This window comes from Streptomyces sp. NBC_00414 (genome assembly GCF_036038375.1).
Taxonomy (GTDB): Bacteria; Actinomycetota; Actinomycetes; order Streptomycetales; family Streptomycetaceae; genus Streptomyces.
In genome coordinates, this window is the sequence record NZ_CP107935.1 from 1,339,466 (window position 1) to 1,357,040 (window position 17,575).

17 protein-coding genes are annotated in these 17,575 nt (G+C 72.0%); 10 read left to right on the forward strand and 7 right to left on the reverse strand.

Annotated features, from left to right (window positions below; translation table 11 throughout):
- The first annotated feature begins 129 nt into the window (after nucleotides 1-129).
- Both OHS59_RS05905 and OHS59_RS05910 read left to right on the forward strand, forming a co-directional pair.
- Nucleotides 130-1,542: a S1 family peptidase gene (locus OHS59_RS05905; RefSeq protein ID WP_328492334.1), complete on the forward strand. Its 1,413-nt coding sequence runs from the start codon at nucleotides 130-132 to the stop codon at nucleotides 1,540-1,542.
- Between the two features lie 94 nt (nucleotides 1,543-1,636).
- Nucleotides 1,637-2,905 carry a damage-control phosphatase ARMT1 family protein gene (locus OHS59_RS05910; RefSeq protein ID WP_328492335.1) on the forward strand — a complete coding sequence of 423 codons (1,269 nt, stop codon included), beginning with the start codon at nucleotides 1,637-1,639 and terminating at the stop codon, nucleotides 2,903-2,905.
- Here the strand turns inward: OHS59_RS05910 and OHS59_RS05915 are convergent.
- A complete protein-coding gene (locus OHS59_RS05915; protein ID WP_443061387.1) occupies nucleotides 2,895-4,253 on the reverse strand; it encodes an MFS transporter in 1,359 nt (452 codons plus the stop codon). The two genes, OHS59_RS05910 and OHS59_RS05915, sit on opposite strands and share 11 nt — an antisense overlap.
- A complete protein-coding gene (locus OHS59_RS05920; protein ID WP_328492337.1) occupies nucleotides 4,250-4,885 on the reverse strand; it encodes a TetR/AcrR family transcriptional regulator in 636 nt (211 codons plus the stop codon). Before OHS59_RS05920 ends, OHS59_RS05915 begins: the two co-directional genes overlap by 4 nt.
- Before the next feature lie 115 nt (nucleotides 4,886-5,000).
- On the opposite strand from OHS59_RS05920, the gene OHS59_RS05925 reads away from it, so the two are divergent.
- Together OHS59_RS05925 and OHS59_RS05930 are read left to right on the forward strand one after the other, a co-directional pair.
- Nucleotides 5,001-5,393, forward strand: a complete 393-nt coding sequence (locus OHS59_RS05925; protein ID WP_328492338.1) for a hypothetical protein — start codon at nucleotides 5,001-5,003, stop codon at nucleotides 5,391-5,393.
- Nucleotides 5,394-5,481: 88 nt separating this feature from the next.
- Nucleotides 5,482-6,138 (forward strand): DUF3105 domain-containing protein, encoded by a 657-nt coding sequence (locus OHS59_RS05930; RefSeq protein WP_328492339.1) that lies wholly within the window; start codon nucleotides 5,482-5,484, stop codon nucleotides 6,136-6,138.
- A gap of 93 nt (nucleotides 6,139-6,231) precedes the next feature.
- Here OHS59_RS05930 and OHS59_RS05935 read toward each other — a convergent pair whose 3' ends face one another.
- Nucleotides 6,232-7,398, reverse strand: coding sequence for a PucR family transcriptional regulator (locus OHS59_RS05935; RefSeq protein WP_328492340.1), 1,167 nt, complete (start codon nucleotides 7,396-7,398; stop codon nucleotides 6,232-6,234).
- Nucleotides 7,399-7,676: 278 nt separating this feature from the next.
- On the opposite strand from OHS59_RS05935, the gene OHS59_RS05940 reads away from it, so the two are divergent.
- The 4 genes from OHS59_RS05940 (at nucleotide 7,677) to OHS59_RS05955 (ending at nucleotide 12,379) form a co-directional block, all read left to right on the forward strand.
- The gene (locus OHS59_RS05940) at nucleotides 7,677-8,831 is read left to right on the forward strand and encodes a helix-turn-helix domain-containing protein (protein ID WP_328492341.1); all 1,155 of its coding nucleotides are present in this window, start codon (nucleotides 7,677-7,679) and stop codon (nucleotides 8,829-8,831) included.
- Between the two features lie 71 nt (nucleotides 8,832-8,902).
- Nucleotides 8,903-9,784, forward strand: coding sequence for a poly(ethylene terephthalate) hydrolase family protein (locus tag OHS59_RS05945; protein WP_328492342.1), 882 nt, complete (start codon nucleotides 8,903-8,905; stop codon nucleotides 9,782-9,784).
- 191 nt (nucleotides 9,785-9,975) lie between these two features.
- Complete coding sequence (locus tag OHS59_RS05950; RefSeq protein ID WP_328492343.1) at nucleotides 9,976-11,367, forward strand: alpha/beta hydrolase family protein; 1,392 nt, start codon at nucleotides 9,976-9,978, stop codon at nucleotides 11,365-11,367.
- A 127-nt stretch (nucleotides 11,368-11,494) separates the two neighbouring features.
- Nucleotides 11,495-12,379 carry a hypothetical protein gene (locus OHS59_RS05955; RefSeq protein ID WP_328492344.1) on the forward strand — a complete coding sequence of 295 codons (885 nt, stop codon included), beginning with the start codon at nucleotides 11,495-11,497 and terminating at the stop codon, nucleotides 12,377-12,379.
- A gap of 80 nt (nucleotides 12,380-12,459) precedes the next feature.
- Here the strand turns inward: OHS59_RS05955 and OHS59_RS05960 are convergent, their stop codons facing one another.
- Together OHS59_RS05960 and OHS59_RS05965 are read right to left on the reverse strand one after the other, a co-directional pair.
- The gene (locus OHS59_RS05960) at nucleotides 12,460-12,651 is read right to left on the reverse strand and encodes an antitoxin (RefSeq protein ID WP_328492345.1); all 192 of its coding nucleotides are present in this window, start codon (nucleotides 12,649-12,651) and stop codon (nucleotides 12,460-12,462) included.
- 166 nt (nucleotides 12,652-12,817) lie between these two features.
- Nucleotides 12,818-13,540 carry a ribonuclease H family protein gene (locus tag OHS59_RS05965; protein ID WP_328492346.1) on the reverse strand — a complete coding sequence of 241 codons (723 nt, stop codon included), beginning with the start codon at nucleotides 13,538-13,540 and terminating at the stop codon, nucleotides 12,818-12,820.
- Nucleotides 13,541-13,836: 296 nt separating this feature from the next.
- Between OHS59_RS05965 and OHS59_RS05970 the strand changes: the two genes are divergently transcribed.
- Nucleotides 13,837-14,760 carry a MurR/RpiR family transcriptional regulator gene (locus OHS59_RS05970; RefSeq protein ID WP_328492347.1) on the forward strand — a complete coding sequence of 308 codons (924 nt, stop codon included), beginning with the start codon at nucleotides 13,837-13,839 and terminating at the stop codon, nucleotides 14,758-14,760.
- Nucleotides 14,761-15,122: 362 nt separating this feature from the next.
- Entirely contained in the window at nucleotides 15,123-15,506 is a 384-nt protein-coding gene (locus tag OHS59_RS05975) for a hypothetical protein (protein ID WP_328492348.1), read from the forward strand.
- On the opposite strand, the gene OHS59_RS05980 is transcribed toward OHS59_RS05975, so the two are convergent.
- Together OHS59_RS05980 and OHS59_RS05985 are read right to left on the reverse strand one after the other, a co-directional pair.
- A complete protein-coding gene (locus OHS59_RS05980; protein ID WP_328492349.1) occupies nucleotides 15,460-16,389 on the reverse strand; it encodes a hypothetical protein in 930 nt (309 codons plus the stop codon). The genes OHS59_RS05975 and OHS59_RS05980 overlap by 47 nt on opposite strands.
- A 205-nt stretch (nucleotides 16,390-16,594) precedes the next feature.
- Nucleotides 16,595-17,332 carry a dienelactone hydrolase family protein gene (locus OHS59_RS05985; RefSeq protein ID WP_328492350.1) on the reverse strand — a complete coding sequence of 246 codons (738 nt, stop codon included), beginning with the start codon at nucleotides 17,330-17,332 and terminating at the stop codon, nucleotides 16,595-16,597.
- Between the last annotated feature and the right edge of the window lie 243 nt (nucleotides 17,333-17,575).

Genomic DNA, 17,575 nt, shown 5'->3' on the forward strand with positions numbered 1-17,575 from the left:
GCCACTCCCAACGGCCGGGCGGCGCGGTGAACCGGACCGCGTGACGGCACGTACTGAAGGAGGGCGTTCACCTCACGGGTGCGCCCGAAGAAGTGACGCTGTGTCAGGACAGTCGCACGGGAGCCGTGAATGAGGCATGCACGACGGAATGTTCAGCGAATCGCACGGTTCGCCGCCATCGGCGGGCTGGCGTGCGGAGGGCTGATGGTCACGCAGGCCATGGCGAGCGAGACGTCGGGCGACACGAAGACCCCCAATGCCGAGACCCGGGCCGCCCGGACGGGCCAGGAACTGGTCTCCGAGCTGGGCGACTCGCGTACGGCGGGCAGCTGGATCGACGCCAAGGGGCGTCCGGTCGTCGCGGTGACCGACGAGAAGGCGGCGGCCGAGGTACGCGAGGAGGGCGCCGTCGCCAAGGTCGTCCGCCACACCATGCGGGATCTCAAGTCCGCCACCGAGGCGCTGAAGGACGCGCCCAAGGTGGCCGGTACCTCCTGGGCGATGGACTACAAGACCAACCAGGTGGTGGTCCGCGCCGACACCACTGTCTCCGCGGCCGAGTGGGCGCGGCTGACCGAGGTCGCCGAGGGCATCGGCGCGTCCGTGCGCATGGAGCGGACGGAGGGCACCTTCACCCCGCGGCTGAACGGCGCCGACGCGATGTTCGCCGGCTCGGGACGCTGTTCGGCGGGCTTCAACGTGACGAACGGGCAGAACAACTTCATCCTCACGGCCGGCCACTGCGGTCCTGTGGGCACGACGTGGTTCTCGGACCAGCAGGGCAGCAAGCAGGTCGGATCCACCGTGTCCGGCTCGTTCCCCGGCGGTGACTTCTCGCTCGTGCGGTACGCCCCGGGGACCACCCTGAGCGGCGCCGACATCGTGGCCGTGGGCGGCGGCCAGGGCATACGGATCGTCGGAGCCGCCGATCCGGCCGTCGGCCAGAAGGTCTTCCGCAGCGGCAGCACGACCGGTCTTCAGTCCGGCCAGGTGACCGGACTGAACGCGACGGTGAACTACCCGCAGGGCACGGTCACCGGACTCATCGAGACCACGGTGTGCGCCGAACCGGGCGACAGCGGCGGCCCGATGATCGCCGACGGACTGGCCATGGGCATCACCTCGGGCGGCAGCGGCGACTGCAAGGCCGGCGGCACGACGTTCTTCCAGCCGGTGACCAAGGCGCTGGACTCGCTCGGTGTGAAGCTGGCGACCGATCCCGGAGCGGCCGGTCAGGCCGCGCCCTCGTCCGGAAGCACCGGTGGCGCGGACAACGACGCGGCCGCCGCGGTGCCGCCCGGTACGGCCTCGACGGCCCCCGGCGGCGCGGTCCTGCCCGGGGCCATGGGCCCGGCGAGCACGGTTCCCGAGGGTCAGACCGACAACGCCGCCTCGGCGCTCGACCGGCTCGGGGAGTACCGGAACCTCGGCCCCGGGCTGTTCGTCATCGCGGGGAGTCTGCTCGCGCTGGTGGCCCTGCGGATCCGTTCGGAGCGGGGCCGCAAGCGCTACCGCAACCAGTACTCGCAGAGCTGGGGCTGACACACACCCGGCGACCCGGTGGTGGGAGTCCCTGTCACGGTGTGACCACCCGCTGCGGGCCGCAGGCAGTGGGCACGGGCGGTTTACTGGGGACATGACGCGCCCCAGTCACCACACCGGCCGAGCCCCCACCGACGCCGGCACCGGCACCGGCACCGGCACCGGCACCACAGACGTCGTCTCCGGCGCCGGGGACCCGGCCCCCGTCGTCGTCGGCACCCCGGGCTCCTTCGCCCGCAGTGTGCTGGACGAGCGGCACCCGGCCCTCATCGAGCGCGTCCGGCGGGCCACCCCGTACCCGCCCGCGCAGCAGCACGCGCTGGACGGTCTCCTCGACGAGACCACCAAGGGGTTCGCCGAGCGGCTGGACGACGCGGAGCCGGGCGCCGGGCTCTGGCGGGACGAGCCGTACTACGGGCAGCGCTGGGCGGACGTGCCGTTCCTCTGGGCGGAGAGCTTCTTCTACCGCAAACTCCTGGCGGCCCTGGGCCACTTCGCACCGGGCCCCTGGCTGGGAATCGACCCCTTCGCCCCCTTCAAGAACGCCGAACTCGCGGGCTCCAAGGTCGACGACGAGCTGTCCGCGCTCGACCGCCTCCCCGAACTCCCGCCGCACGAACGGGACCGTACGCTCCTGCTCTCCTCCCTCTGGGGCAACCGGGCCGACCTCGGCTTCCAACTGTCCGCGGGTGAGGCCGGGTTGGGCGACCGGGTCCAGGGCCTCGTCGCCGACGACTCGGACGCGCTGTGGGAGATCCTCGCGGCCGGCGGGTCCGGAAAATCTGGAGAGCCCGGCAAGGTCTGTCTGGTCGCCGACAACGCGGGGCCCGAGCTGCTGCCCGACCTCGTCCTCGCCGACCATCTGCTGGCCGGCGGGCGGGCCGCCTCCGTCGTCCTGCACCTCAAGCCGTACCCGTACTACGTCTCGGACGCCACCACCACCGACACGCTCGCCTGTCTCGACCGGCTGACCGGGGCGTCCGGCCACGCGGCGGCGGTCGGTGAACGGCTGCGGCAGGCCGTCGGCGACGGACGGCTGATCCTGCGCAGCCACCCGTTCTCCTGCGCGCCGCACTCCTACGACCGGATGCCCGCCGACCTCCGGGACGACTTCGCGTCCGCCACGCTCACCGTCATGAAGGGTGACCTCAACTACCGCCGTCTGGTGGGCGACCGGCACTGGCCCGCCACCACGCCGTTCGCCGAGGCCACCGCCTACTTCCCGGGCCCGGTGGCGGCCCTGCGCACCCTCAAGTGCGACGTCGTGACCGGCCTTACGCCCGGCACCCTCACGGAACTGGACGCGGGCGCCGAGTCCTGGCGTACGAGCGGAACGCACGCCCTGATCCAGGTCAAACCCTGACCGCCGGCCGTCCGTCGTCCGACGTGGCGGGCAGCCCGGTGGCCAGCAGCGCGCCGAGCGTGGCGACGGCGGCGAGGATGAGCAGTGCGATGCCGGTCGTCGAGACGTCGGCCGGTCTGAACACGGTGGCCAGGGCCACCCCGAGCATCGGTCCGACGTTCATCGCCGTCTGCTGGAGCCCGCCCGACACACCCGCGGCCGCCACGGACGACGCGCGGACGAGGACCGCGGTGGCGGTGACCATCACGGACACGAAACCGGCGCCGAGCAGCAGGAAACAGCAGCCGATCACCAGGGAGCCCGACGTCCGGTCGAGGCGGGACATCAGGAGGGTGGCGAGCGCGACGAGCGCCGCGCCCGACACGACGGTCCGGCGGGGGCCGAAGCGGCGGAACACTACGGTGGTCAGAGGTGCGCCGACCACCATCATGAGGGCGAGCGGCAGCGCGTGCAGGCTGCTCCGCAGAGGGTCGAGGCCCCGCACGTCCTGGAGGTAGTACGTGCCGAGGAACAGCGAGCCGAACATCGCCGCCGACACCGCCACCAGCACCCCGAGCGCCGAGGTGACCGTCGTCGAGCGGAACACGTCCGGCGGGATCAGCGGTCCGGCCGTACGGCGTTCGTGGCCGACGAAGGCGGCGCAGGCGACCGCCGTGCACAGGACGCCGAGAACGGTGGCCGCGGTCCCGCCGGAGCCCGGCAGACCGACCAGCGTGTGGACCAGGCAGATCAGCGTCACCGCCAGGAGGGCCGCCCCGGGCAGGTCCAGGGGTACGCCCGAGGTGTGCGCCGGTACCCGTACGGCGAGGGCGAGAGCGCCCGCCGCCAGCGCGGGTATCACGCTCAGGAAGAAGACCCACCGCCAGCCGAAGTGCGAGATCAGCGCGCCGCCGACGAGAGGGCCGAACGCGGCGGCCGCTCCGATCGCGCTCGTGCGCAGGGCGACGGGCATGCCGAGCCGGTCGGGTGGATACGCGGCGCGCAGCATGCCGAGGGTGGCCGGTTGCAGCAGCGCCCCGAAGACCCCCTGGGCGACGCGCAGGGCGATGACCCAGCCGATACCGGGCGCCAGACCGATGGCCGCCGAGGCCAGGGCGAAGCCGAACACGCCGAAGGCGAAGACCCGCCCGTGTCCGTAGCGGTCACCGAGTCGGCCGGCGAAGACGAGCAGACAGGCCACCGCGATGAGATAGCCGGTGCTGATCCACTGGACCTGCACGAACGAGGCGTCGAGGTCGTGGCGCAGGGTGGGCTGCGCGACGGTCGTCACGGTTCCGTCGAGGGCCACGACCGCGGCTCCAGTGACACCTGCGGCGAGCGTGAGGCGTTGCCGGAGCGCCGCGCTCACCGGGGCCCGGGCCCGAGGTGAGCGTCCAGAGCCGCCTGTACGAAGGGTTCGACGCCGTCCGCCCCCGTGGCGAGCCGGAGACTGCCCCAGCCCCACAGCTGCGCGACGCCGTGCAGGTTGGCCCAGAGCGCGCCCGCGACCTCCGGGGCCCGCACGTCGGGGCGGGCCCGGCCCACCAGGTCGGCCAGAATCCCGAAGAGCGGCAGGCTGGTCTCGCGCAGGCCCAGGCGGTTGCTCTCCAGCAGGTCGTGGCGGAACATCAGCTCGTACATCCCGCGGTGGGAGAGCGCGTAGCCGACGTAGATCCGTGCCAGCGCGGCGAGTTGGGCCCGCGGTGCCTTCTCGCCGCCGCGCAACTCCTCCGACACCTCGGCCCCCAGCTCGGCGAAGCCTTCCCGCGCGATCGCGGACAGCAGTTCCAGGTGGGTGGGGAAGTAGCGGCGCGGCGCGCCGTGCGAGACACCGGCCCGGCGGGCGATCTCCCGCAGGGACAGGGCCTGCGCCCCCTCCTGGGTCACCAGATCCACGCCGACGGCCACCAGCCGGGCGCGCAGCCCCGCTTCCTGTCCCGCATCTGCCTGTCCTGTATCTGACTGCCCTACATCTGGCCGTCCCGCTTCCCGTTCACTCATAGACACTGTCTACCAGTCGCGAGTAGACAGTGTCTACTCGCAAGAGTCTGTGAGTGCCCCGTCGTTCCGCGGGGTCCCGGAGCCGCTGTCACAGGCACCGCATAACATCACCGTGATGAGCAGCCGGATGTCACAGCGAGCGCGCCGCGTCACGCGGGACGCGGCGCTGTGCCCCGGCCCGGCCGTGCTGCTCGCGGTCCTGGTGGCCGTGCTGGTGGTGTGTTTGGGATACGTGCCGTCGCACAGCCGGGCGACACCGCTCTCCGTACCGGCGGCCACCGTCTCCGTCGACCACGAACGGCTGGGCTCCCCCGCCGAGCACGACCAGTGCTGCGGTCTGCCAACCCGGGAGGCGCGGGCCGTGCTGCCCGTGGGGGCCCACCCCCTCCCCGCGGTGGCGCCACGGATCCCGGCCATGACCCACGTGACCACGGCGGGGCGCGTCCCCGCGCTGCCGCCCGCGCGCGGGGCTCCCGACCTCCATGTCCTCCAGGTGCAGCGGATCTAGACCGACGTCCGTGCGACGACGTCCGTCCGACCCCTCACCCACCGCCGCCCGGACGATCCGGCGCGACGGGGACAAGGAACGCATTCCCATGAGCAGAACCAGCAAGAAGTCGGCTTCCACGGCCCGCAAGGCGCGTATCGAGGAGATGCGCCGCGCCGAGAAGGCCCGCGAGCGCAGGAACCGCATCCTGACCATCACGGTCAGCACGGTCATCGTCGCCGGGCTCGTCGGATTCGGCGCGTTCTACATCGACAGAGCGAACGACAAGGACGAGCAGCAGCAGGCGGCCGCGAAGAAGCCGGTCAAGGGCGAGAAGTCGTGGAACGCGAAGAAGCTCACCCAGAACCACGTCTCGAAGGCCGTGTCGTACCCGATGAACCCGCCGGTCGGCGGCGACCACGACCAGGCGTGGATGACGTGTGACGGCTCGGTCTACACCAAGGCGATACCGAACGAGAACGCGGTGCACTCGCTGGAGCACGGCGCGGTGTGGATCACGTACAACGACAAGGCTGCGGACGCCGACGTCAAGACGCTGGCGGACAAGGTCGGCAAGACGCCCTACACGCTGATGAGTCCGGTGAAGGACCAGGCCGGCGCCCTCATGCTGTCGGCGTGGGGCAAGCAGCTGACCGTCGACAAGGCGTCCGACCCGCGGGTCCAGCAGTTCCTCACGAAGTACGTGCAGGGCCCGCAGACCCCCGAGCCGGGCGCCGCCTGCACGAACGGGATCGACGCGGCCTGACATGCGTGACGCGGCGGCGCCGGACCCCACCGGGGAGCCCGGCGCCGCGCCGGATCCCGGGTGCCGCCGGCACCCGGGCGTCCAGGACCTGTCCTAGGCGGCCGCCGGGGACAGGAGCCAGGTCAGTACGAGCATGGTCTCCAGGTGGCGTTCGGGGTCCGGGCAGGTGCCGTCGGTGAGCTGGGTGATCTGGCGCAGGCGGTAGCGGACCGTCTGTTCGTGGACGTGCAGGCGGTCCGCGGTGAGGACCGCGTTGTCGCCGCACCGCAGGTAGACCAGCAGCGTTTCGAGGAGCGGTTCCCGGCGCCTGGGCGGGAGTTCGAGGAGCGGCCCGAGGATGTCCGCCGCGGCGGCCTCCAGGAGGTCGCCCGACCGGAACGCCGTCAGAGCGGCCAGGTGGTCGACGCAGCGCAGCGGGGCGCCGGCGGGTAGCAGGCCCCGCTCGACCAGTTCCAGACCGCGCCGCGCCCACCGCAACGACACCGCGCCCCGCTCGGGAGGCACGGCGGGCCCCAGCGCGGCCCCGATGGTCTTCGGCAGCCAACGCGGCCCCGGTGTACGGGGGTCGGGCAGGACGAGGTAGGGCGCGGCGGGGCTGCGGTCGGCGAGCACCTCGGGCGGCAGCACCCGGGTCTGCGGATGGTCGCCCGGTGGCAGGGCGAGAACGGCGACCGTGCCGGGCAGCCGCCAGTCGGCCGCCGCGGCCAGTTCGGCGAGCGGCCGGGTCCGGTCGTCGGGGTCGGCGACCAGGGCGTCCCGCAGCCGGTCCCGCTGGACGTCGAGCGGGGCCCGGTGGCACTCCTCGGCGTAGCCGCGCGAGGCGGCCGCGATGGCCGTCCCGATCAGGGTGAAGGTGTCCTCGGTGAGTGTGGCCAGCAGGGGCGCGGGCCAGTGCAGCCGGTACGCGTCCTGAATGAGCCGCCGGCACGCCACCCGCCCGGCCAGGTCGAGGGCGTCGCGCAGCACGTCGAGCGGGCAGCCGAGGAGACCGTGCCGGGCGCCGATGCGTTCGTACAGGGCGATGACCTCGGCCGTGGCGGCCGGTCCCGCCCTGGTGGCGTCGTGGATCGAGACGAAGCAGCTGACCGTGCGGTCGATGATCTGGCGCACCGAGTAGCCGTGCGTGCCCTCGACGGCGTGCGTGTAGTGCGGCAGGCCGGTGCGTACCGCCTCCTCCATCTCGTCGATCGCGGCAGGGATGTGCCGCAGCAGCATCCGGCGCGTGTCGCGCGGCAGCGGTACGGCGTCCTGTGGACCCAAGGCCTGTGCGTACGTGGGGGTCAAGGCACCTCCCGTGGGTTCCGGTGGGGCTGGGCAAGACTGCGGGGCCCGTGTGAGGTACGCCAGATTCCGTGCGTGAACCGACGGTGAAAGTGTCATGCGCCTTACACTCCGGACCACGACGACTCACCGTGCCGTGCTAGGTCGTGTCCGCTGTGCGCATGTGGTGAACCTGCGGGCCGGTGGGGGCTGGGCGCACAGTTCCCCGCGCCCCTTCCGGGGGCGCTCCTGGGCGTGGACCGTCAAGGGAGTTGGACGTGTCAGGTGTTGATCCGCTGTTACCCAGGCGTCCTTGGCACGATCTGCCTCCGGGACTCGCCCCGCTGTTGAGGGCCCGGCTTCCGGAGCTGACCACGGAGATGGTCCAGGCCATCCGCAGAGAGGTACGCGGCTACCGGCAGCCCCTCGGCTCCGCCGTCGCGCAGGATCTCGCCGAGGCCGTACGGCTGGCGGCCACCCAGTTCACCGAGCTGGTCGAGGAGCCGGACGGGCCGCAGCAGCACTATGTGCCGCGTTTCAGGCGGCTGGGCAGACTGGAGTATCTGAACGGGCGGGGCATGGACGGGCTGCAGGCCGCCTATCGCATCGGTGCCCGGGTCGCCTGCCGCCGCTATGTGGACGTGGCGCGGGAGGCCGCGTTCTCCGGCGAGATAGCCGTCCCGCTGAGCGAGGCCGTGCTCACCCACATCCACGCGCTGGCCGAGGAGTCGGTGACGGGCTTCGAGGAGGCACGGGCCGGCGCCGCCGACGAGGTGCTGCGCACCCGCCGTCTGCTGGCGGCACGGCTGCTGGAACGCCACCGCGATCCGCTCGCGGAACCCCTGCCCGACCTCGCCCGGCGGGCCGCCTGGCCGCTGCCGGAACGGGTCCGGTGCGCGGTCCTGCCCGCCGCCGCCGACGTGAGCGCGGTCGACGAGGAGGTGCTGCGGGTGAGCCGGGGCGGTGAGCTGCACCTGGTGCTGCCCGACGAACGACTGCTGAGCCCTCTTCAGGGGGCGGGGGCGGCGGTGGGCCCGAGCGTCGCGCTGGACGAGGCGTGGGTGTCGCTGCACTGCGCCCGGCTGGGACGGCGTCTCGGGCACCTGCGGGCCGAGGAGCATCTCGCGGAACTGCAGCTCCTGCACGGTGCGCCGATCGGGGCCCTCCTCTGCGACCAGGTGCTCGATCCGCTGCGTGCCCTGCCGCCGGGCAAGGCGGAGCGGCTCACGGACACACTCGAAGCGCTGCTCGCCTCCGGTGGACGCACGGCCCCGGAGGTGGCCGCCGCGCTGGGCATCCATCCGCAGACCGCCCGCAACCGGCTGCGCCAACTCACCGCCCTGTACGGCGAGAAGCTGGGCGATCCGGTGTTCCGGTTCGACGCGCAGCTCGCGCTGCGCACCAGGTCCGTGCGGCGTTCCGTGCTGCCCTGACAAACTTCGGTTCAGAATTCAGCAGTTGAACCAGAAGCGCCGCTGACCATCGGTCAGCATGCTCTGGCCGCATGAGACATGTGAGCACCCGCACCGCGAAACGCTTCGGCCTCCTGTCCGGCGCCGCCGCCCTGGCGGTGAGCGTGAGCGTCCTCCCCCAGGAGGCTCAGGCCGGACCCGGGGACTACCAACGGGGCCCCGACCCCACCGAACAGTCCGTCACCGCCGAACGCGGTCCCTTCGCCACCGCGCAGACCACGGTCGACGGGCCGAACTTCAAGCAGGGCACCGCCTACTACCCCACCGACACGAGTCAGGGCACGTTCGGGGCCGTCGTCGTCAGCCCCGGTTTCGTGACCCCGGAGGCGCTGATCAGCTGGTACGGCCCGCGCCTCGCGTCCCAGGGCTTCGTCGTCCTGACCCTGGACACCAACTCCGGTTTCGACCAGCCCGACGACCGCGCCACCCAGATGCTCAACGCACTCGACTACCTCGTCCAGTCCAGTTCCGTGCGGACCCGGATCGACCCCAACCGCCTTGCGGTGATGGGACATTCGATGGGCGGGGGCGGCTCGCTCAAGGCGTCCGAGTCGCGGCCCTCGCTGAAGGCGGCCGTGCCGCTGATGCCGTGGAACAACGACAAGACCTGGCAGACCGACCGGGTACCCACGATGATCATCGGCGCCGAGAACGACGTGATCGCCTCGCCCGGCTCGCACGCCGAGGTGTTCTACGACAGCCTCACCGCCGCACCCGAGAAGGCCTACCTGGAACTCAGGGGCGCCGACCACAACGTCGCGCTCAGCTCCAACGTGACGATCGCGAAGTACAGCATCGCCTGGCTGAAGCGCTTCGTCGACGAGGACGTCCGGTACGACAAGTTCCTGTGCCCGGCGCCCGCGACGAACACGCAGATCAGCGAGTACAGGAACACCTGCCCCACCGGCTCCTGATCACCCACCGGAGCACGGCCGTCAGGCGCCCACCCCCACCGCGGGGGTGGGCGCCGAGTCATGACAGCACCAGGTCATGACTCGGCACACATTGATGTTGTGCAAATTATTGACCACCGACGCAACCATGCCTAACTTCACTGGGGCCATCCAGTCCCCGCCCCCTCCCCCGCCCCGGAAGGGACCCCGTCATGAAACGCCGTCACCTCCTCCCGGTCGCCGTCCTGCTGCTGGCGACCGCGGCCCCGGCCCGCTCCGCCACCGCGGAGGCCGTGCCCGTGGAGAACGTCCATGTGGAGGGCACCCTGTCCTCCGGCGCGACGTACGTCATGGACGTCCCCGCCGGCTGGAACGGGACCGTGCTCCTCTTCAGTCACGGCTTCCGGCCCAAGGGCGCGCCCAACCCTGCCCAGAACGTCACGGACCCCGCCACCCGCGACCTCCTCCTGGGGGACGGCTACGCGCTCGTCGGTTCGTCGTACGCCACCACCGGGTGGGCGGTGGAACACGCGGTGCCGGACCAGTTGGCGACGCTCGACGCCTTCACCGAGCGGTTCGGGGCGGCCCGGCGGACCCTCGCCTGGGGCCAGTCGTACGGCGGCCTGGTCACCACGCGGATCGCCGAGCACCACGCGGACCGGGTCGACGGCACCCTGTCCGTCTGCGGGCTGGTCCACGGCGGCGTCGCCAACTGGAACAACACCCTCGACCCGGTCTTCGCCCTCAAGGCCCTCCTCGCCCCCGACGCTTCGATCCCCCTGGCCGACTTCCCGGACCAGGCGGCCGCCACGGCCGCCGCCGGCGCGCTGAGCGGTGTCGTCGCCGAGGCGCAGAACTCCGCGGACGGCCGCGCCCGCATCGCCCTCGCGGCGGCCCTGCACAACATCCCCGGCTGGAACGACCCCTCCCAGCCCCGCCCCGCGCCCGAGGACCGGACCGCCCAGCAGGCAAACCAGTACACGGCCGTCCGGGGTCTCCTCGCGACGGCGGCGTTCAGCTGGCGTCAGGACACGGAGACGCTGGCGGGCGGCAACTCGTCCTGGAACACAGGGGTCGACTACACGAAACTGCTGCGCGCGTCCTCGGCGTACGAGGAGGTCAAGGGGCTTTACAAGGCGGCCGGGCGCTCCCTCACGGACGACCTCCGGACGCTCAACAAGGCCCCGCGCGTCAAGGCCGACGAGGCCGCGGTCGACTGGATGAGCCGGAGCAGTGCCTTCACCGGAAAGCTGACGAAGCCTCAGCTCACCATCCACACCACCGGTGACGCCCTCGTCCCCGTACAGACGGAGAGCGCCTACCTGCGGGCCGCCACCGCGGGCGGCTCCCGGCCGCTGCTCCGTCAGGCGTACGTCGACAACGCGGGCCACTGCACCTTCAGTCCCGCCGAACAGCTCGCCGCGCTGGACACGCTGGAGCACCGGGTCGACACGGGCCGGTGGGGCGACACGGGAGCGGCGGCCCTCAACTCACGGGCCGCGCAGGCCGATCCGACCACTCCGGCCCGTTACACCGGCTACCGGCCCACCGCGTACCTGCGCCCGTACGACCTGGCCCATCCGGGCGACGCGTACCGCCCCTGACCGGTCCCACCCGGCGTGGGAACGGCCCTGCCACCGGGCGTTCCCGCATCCTCTCCTCGACGCACGCGACGACGCACGCGACCGGCGCCCGGCCGTTCACCGCCGCGAGCGCGAGGAGGAGGAATCCGTGCCGGTACGCCCCACATCCCGCAGAACCCCCTTGTTGCTGACCGCGGCGGCCGTACTGGCCGCCGCCGGCTGGACCGCGGTCGGACCACCGGCGGGGGCCGCGCCCCGGCACCGGGCACCTGAGCCGCCGCCCGCCACGACCGCTTCGACCGTCTGCTCCCCCGCGGGCACCCTGAAGGGGCCGGGCGGACAGCGGGCCTCCGTCAGTCTCTGCGCGAGCGGCGGAGGCGCGGGAACATCCCTGTCGGCCCCGGCCACCTGCCGGCGCACCGGCACCGGCGTCCGGTACGCCTGTCTGACCTCGGGCACCTGGACGCTGCGGCGGGACGGCCGGACCGTCGCCACGGGCCCGCTGCCCGGCGGCCGGGAGACCCCGGGTCCTGGTACGTACGAGGTCAGCGGCACCGTGCATGTGCGCTCGTCGCCCGCCGGTGTCGACCTGCGGGGGACGGTCCGCGCCACGCTGACCCTCACCGACCCGAAGCCCGTCGCCACCCATCGCGTCGAGGTCGACCGGCACACGCTGCGCCCGCGCTCGTCGGCCACGCTGACGTACACCGTCGCGCGCGACAGCGACGAGGGGGACGGGAGCGCCCGTTTCGGGCTCATCGGTGAGGAGTCCTCGGGGGTGGAACTGACCACGTCCGACGCCCGTTGCGTCAACCCGCTCACCGGCCGCCATCCGTCGACGACCCGCAGCATGTACGCCCTGGACTGCGCCCTCACCGACCTCCAGCCGGGCCGGCCCTCCACCGTGGTCGTCCACGCCAAGGTCGCGGACGCCTGCACGAGCGTCGTATCCAAGCTCGGGTACTGGATGCCACGGGGCCAGAGCCTCTACACCGGCGGCATGCTGGCGGGGCCCACGGTCAGCTGTCACTGAACGGGCCGGTCCCACGAGGGACCGGCCCGTTCAGCGGCGATGGGGTATGCCCCGTCGCCCGTGCTCGTTCGACCGCGGTGTCAGGTCCGCGGCGGGTTGTCGTCCTTGCCCGAACCGAACTGGTCCTTGAGCCTGTCCTGAGCGGTGTCGACATGACCGCTGTACTTGCCCTGGGTCTTGCCGTCGACGAAGTCACCGGTCTTGTCGATGCCCTTGCTCGTCTGCTCCGGGTGGCCCTTAAGCATGCCCTTGATCTTGTCCATAACGGACATGAGTCATCCTCCTGATCGGTTCACCCCTACGTATCAAGAGTCACCGCAGGTGCCGGATTCCGCATCCGGGAGGGACACGGGCCGGTCCCCGGGCGGGTGCGGGGCGGGTTCAGAGCAGGTTCGGGGCGGGCTCGGGACCGGTTCCGGAGCAGGTCATGGACCGCTCCTAGGCCTCCGTGCGGCACTCCGGGTGGCCCCAGCCGTCGGGGTTCTTCGCGATCGTCTCGCCCGCGGCGTACGAGCGTCCGCAGCGGCACCGGCCGGGGAACTTGGCCTTGAGCGTGCGCGAGGAGGAAGGGGACGAGGATGCAGCGGACCGTGCGGTCGAGGAGGACGTCGTCGAGGACGAGGGGCGCTTCTTCGCGGGCGCCGCCTTCTTGGCCGCCGAGGACTTCGGCGGCTCCGGGGAGCCCTGCTCGCTGCCCGCCGGCTTCTGGACCACCGCGGCCTGGCTCGCGGCCCGGTCGGCGAAGTCGTTGAGGGGGTCGCCGTCGACCTGGTGCGCGGGCACGTACCGGAACTCCACCGAGCGGCCGTCGAGCAGCTCGTCGATCCGCACGACGAGCTCCTGGTTGGCCACGGGCTTGCCCGCCGCCGTCTTCCAGCCCTTGCGCTTCCAGCCCGGGAGCCAGGTGGTGACCGCCTTCATCGCGTACTGGGAGTCCATCCGGATCTCCAGCGGCACGTCCGGGTCCACGGCTGTCAACAGCCGCTCCAGCGCCGTCAGTTCGGCGACGTTGTTGGTCGCGGTGCCGAGCGGGCCCGCCTCCCACTCGGTGGGCGTTCCCGTTCCGTCCCCGACGACCCAGGCCCAGCCTGCGGGGCCCGGATTTCCTTTCGACGCCCCGTCACATGCGGCGATCACGCGTTCAGCCATGCGCACGATCATGCCAGGGGTGGTGGTCGGGGAGGGGCAGTGGGTTGGGTGCGCGTGTATGTACGGGTGCGTCGTGGCTGGTCGCGCCGTTCCCCGCGCCCCTTGAGGCAAAGGATTGCGCCGTTCCCCGCGCCCCTCAACGACGAAAGACTGCGCCGTTCCCCGCGCCCCTCAAGGGCGAAGGAACTCGCCGTTCCCCGTGCCCCTGGGAGCGGGGACTGCCCGGTCCCCGGGGGGCTGAGGGCGAGTTGTCGGTTGTGGGGTGTGGGCTATGTTGAACCTCTGTGGGACACGAAGGAGGCGCACCGGTGCCATCGCCGCAGCAGGCCCGCGCGCAGGCGTCTGCGATCAGTTCGGGGAAACCGGTCACGGAGGCGGAGGCCGCGCCCACGACCCGGCTGCGAGCCCTGTTCGACGGCCCCCGGCTCTCCCCCGGGCAGCGACGCATCGCCCAGTACCTGATCGAGCACATCACCGAAGCGGCCTTCCTGTCGATCACGGATCTCGCGGAGCGCGTGGGCGTGAGCCAGCCCTCGGTGACCCGCTTCGCGACGGCCGTCGGCTTCAGCGGCTACCCCGCCCTGCGGGAACGCCTCCAGTCGATCGCGCTGAGCAAACTCGCCAGCACACCCGACGCCGCGGAAGAGGCCCGGCCCAACGAGTTGCAGGCCGCCGTCGACGCGGAGATCGACAACCTGGAGAACCTGCGCCGCGACTTCGCCGACCCGGAACAGGTCATCGAGACCGGCCGCGCGCTGTCGCGGTCGGCTCCGCTCACCGTCCTCGGACTGCGGATCTCCGGATCGCTGGCCGAATACTTCGCGTACGCCGCCCGGCGCGTCCACCCCGACGTCCGGCTGGTGACCCGGGGCGGCAGTGTCGCCTACGACGCCCTGCTGCAGTCGCGCGAGGCGGGCGGCACGTGGGTGCTGGCCTTCACCATGCCCCGGCACGCGCACGAGACACTGACGGCCATGCGGGTCGCCCGGCGGGCCGGTCTGCGCGTCGCCCTCGTCACCGATCTGGGCCTGGGACCACTGGCCGACGAGGCCGACGTCGTCTTCGCGACCGGCACCGGCTCACGGCTCGTCTTCGACTCCTACGCGGCACCCGCCGTACTCTCCGCGGCACTGCTGCAGGCCATGACCGACGCCGATCCCGAACGCACGCAGGCCCGCCTGGAGGACTACGAGCAGGTCGCGGACGAGCACGTCTTCTTCCTCAAGGACTGACCCAGGCCCTGCCCCAGGACGGGCCGGGGACGGCCCGGGGACGGCCCGGGGATGGGCCGGGGACTGGTCTCGCCGGGCCCGCCCGCATGGGAGGGCAGCATTCCGCAAGGTGAGATTCAGCCGTACAGGCACATGAATTTTTACATACCCTTGCTTACCAGACGGTATATATGAATACTTCTCGCTGATCGGGATCCGGTGGGGTCCTGGTCGGCCCGGGAACGGCGCACCCGCCTCGCACCGACCCGGGTGCATGAACGGGCCCCGCTCGCGCGAGCCCGTGGCGGCCCCGGTCAATCCCCTGGGCCGGGGCCGCCAAGAACGACCAGAACCGCCCGCCGGCCACCTCGGAAGCGATACCCATGTCCCTCACGTACTCGCCCATCAGCACGGACTGGCCCTGTCAGGTCAAGACGCCCGGCAGCCGTGACTGGGAACGATCGGCGGCCAAGTGGCTGCGTGAGCTGGTGCCGACCCGCTATGCCAGCTACCCCCTGCTGATCCGTCAGCCCGTCCTGCTCGCCCGCCACGCACAGATCCAGCTCCAGCAGGAGATCCGGGTCGTGCGCACCGCACTGCACAGCGCACGGGCCGAGCTGCCCGCCATGGGGATGCCCGAGTCCGTGATCGAGCACACGATCAAGCTGTACGCGGCGGAGCTCACGCAGTTGAACCACATCGCCCGGGGCGTCCGCGTCATCACCCAGGCCCTGGTGGAGAGCCACACCGCGCGCCAGGGCCACTGACCCGGCCGGCACCGGGTCGGCCCTGGTCCGCGGGCGCGATCCGCCAGGTGCCGCGGCGCACGTCCAGCGTCGCCGTGAGGTCGGCCCGCCGCGGGAACGAAACGGTCAGCCGCCACCGGGCCGGCAGGGCGGCCAGATCGATCGTCACCAGATCCTCGGTCACTTCGCCCAGGGTTCCGATCCAGTGGGGTGCGGTGGCCATCAGCCGCTCAGGCAGCCAGGACTCGGGCTCGGGAACACGCGAGGAGGGCCTCGCGGTGAGTTCGTTGAGGGCGGAGCCGGCGAGCAGGGTCAGCAGCCGCGCCAGGACCGCGGCCGGCAGGGCGGGGTCGCGGGTCTCCAGCAGCACGTAGCAGTCGTCGTGGCCCGAGAACCGGACCCGGGGCTCCCCCAGACACCTCAGGACCGACTCGTCGACGCCGATCGTGCCGAGCACGAGGGCGAGTTCGTCGAGCCGCTCCGGGGTCACGTCGGCGGGCACGTCGATCAGCGTCAGCTCGTACGGCGACCAGGTGCCGTCGAGGAACCGTGGCAGGAGGCCGCGGTCCATCACCAGGATTTCCTCCGCGAGCCGGTATGTGCCGGAGGCCCAGGATCCGAGCGGGTGGACCTTGCACGGCACGCCGAGGTCGGCCGCGATCAACGAGGGCCGCAGCGACTGCCAGTCCTCGTCCAGATAGGAGTTGGTCGCCAGCTGCACGACCGCGACCGCGTCGTTCACCCCCGCCACGAACAGGTCGGCCAACTCGCCCGCCCGGGCCGCGCCGGCGTTCACCTGCCACACCCCGTCGGCCTCACGGACGCCGAAGCTCAAGGGAAACGGCTGCCTCTCCATGCCGACACCGTTCACGCTGAACGCGCCGTGCTGCCCGACCTCGATCACTGCCCCACCCCCGAGAACCCGCCGGACGCCACCGCGGGGCCAGGACCCGTCGATCATCGCTGATCATCGCGATCGGCGGCGCGGTCGTGCGGCGGGCGGCCACCGCCGTCGAGGAGGGTCCGGCCCTGTCCTCGACGGCGGTGGCCCAGCCGATATCGCCTACCGGCAACCGCCTACCGTCCGCGGTCGGCCCGACCGCCCGGCCTCACTTCAGGTGGCGGTCGAAGAATCGGTTCCCGTCCTCCAACTCGAACCACGGGGTGCCGGTGTGCCCGCCAAGGTTGGCGTGCAGCGTCTTCTCCTTGGCGCCGAAGGCGTCGAAGAGATCCAGGGCGCGCTGCCTGGGGTTCCCCTCGTCGTCCCACTGCAGCAGGAGCAGCAGCGGGACGGTGACCTGCCGGGCCTCCTCGCGTTGGGCGCGGGGCACGTAACCTCCGGCGAAGAGACCGGCGGCCGCGATGCGCGGCTCGGTCGCCGCCAGCCGGATGCCGACGGCGGTCCACCCCGAGTACCCGACCGGGCCGCCGATCTCGGGCAGCGCCAGGAGGGCGTCCAGGGCGGTCCGCCAGTCCGGGGCCGCCTTCTCGACCAGCGGGCCGATGAAGGACTCGAAGATCTCGTCGACCGGTTCGCCGGCCCGCATCGCCCGACGGAGTTCGGCGCGGGCCTGCTCCTCGGCGGCGGTACGGGGCCGGTCACCGCACCCGGCGGCGTCGATGGAGGCCACCGCGTAGCCGCACGCCGCGGTGTACCGGGCCCGGGCCACCAGCCGGGGTTCGGCCTTGGGCAGGCCGTTGTTGTGGGCCATCAGGATCAGCGGAACGGGTGCGGCCCCGGAGGATCCGGCGGAACCGGGCGTCCACAGGGTGCCGGGGATCTCGCCGAGGGTGAACTCGCGTTCGAGGACACCGTCGTCGAGGCGTTGTTCAGAAGTGAATCGCATGGTCGTGCCTTTCGGGAGGGCTCTGGAACGGCGCTCCCGGACGACCTATCGCCCGACCGTGACCCCGGAGGAGAGCACCCATGTCGATACTGTGTTCACGGGTACCACCTCCTCGTTCTGTCGCACGGCCTCCGGAAAAGTAGCAGCGGTCCCCGCGGCCCGCCAACGGGTTTTCGCAGCACCCGACGCCTCCGGAAGCACGATGGCACTCAGTTCCCTGTTCGGAGCACACTGAGTGCCATC

Bases quoted from the DNA above. Each gene is read 5' to 3' on its own strand.
- OHS59_RS05905 (WP_328492334.1), top strand. From the start codon at position 130: ATGAGGCATGCACGACGGAATGTTCAGCGAATCGCACGGTTCGCCGCC.
- OHS59_RS05910 (WP_328492335.1), top strand. From the start codon at position 1,637: ATGACGCGCCCCAGTCACCACACCGGCCGAGCCCCCACCGACGCCGGC.
- OHS59_RS05920 (WP_328492337.1), bottom strand. From the start codon at position 4,885: ATGAGTGAACGGGAAGCGGGACGGCCAGATGTAGGGCAGTCAGATACA.
- OHS59_RS05925 (WP_328492338.1), top strand. From the start codon at position 5,001: ATGAGCAGCCGGATGTCACAGCGAGCGCGCCGCGTCACGCGGGACGCG.
- OHS59_RS05930 (WP_328492339.1), top strand. From the start codon at position 5,482: ATGAGCAGAACCAGCAAGAAGTCGGCTTCCACGGCCCGCAAGGCGCGT.
- OHS59_RS05945 (WP_328492342.1), top strand. From the start codon at position 8,903: ATGAGACATGTGAGCACCCGCACCGCGAAACGCTTCGGCCTCCTGTCC.
- OHS59_RS05950 (WP_328492343.1), top strand. From the start codon at position 9,976: ATGAAACGCCGTCACCTCCTCCCGGTCGCCGTCCTGCTGCTGGCGACC.
- OHS59_RS05960 (WP_328492345.1), bottom strand. From the start codon at position 12,651: ATGTCCGTTATGGACAAGATCAAGGGCATGCTTAAGGGCCACCCGGAG.
- OHS59_RS05965 (WP_328492346.1), bottom strand. From the start codon at position 13,540: ATGATCGTGCGCATGGCTGAACGCGTGATCGCCGCATGTGACGGGGCG.
- OHS59_RS05975 (WP_328492348.1), top strand. From the start codon at position 15,123: ATGTCCCTCACGTACTCGCCCATCAGCACGGACTGGCCCTGTCAGGTC.
- OHS59_RS05985 (WP_328492350.1), bottom strand. From the start codon at position 17,332: ATGCGATTCACTTCTGAACAACGCCTCGACGACGGTGTCCTCGAACGC.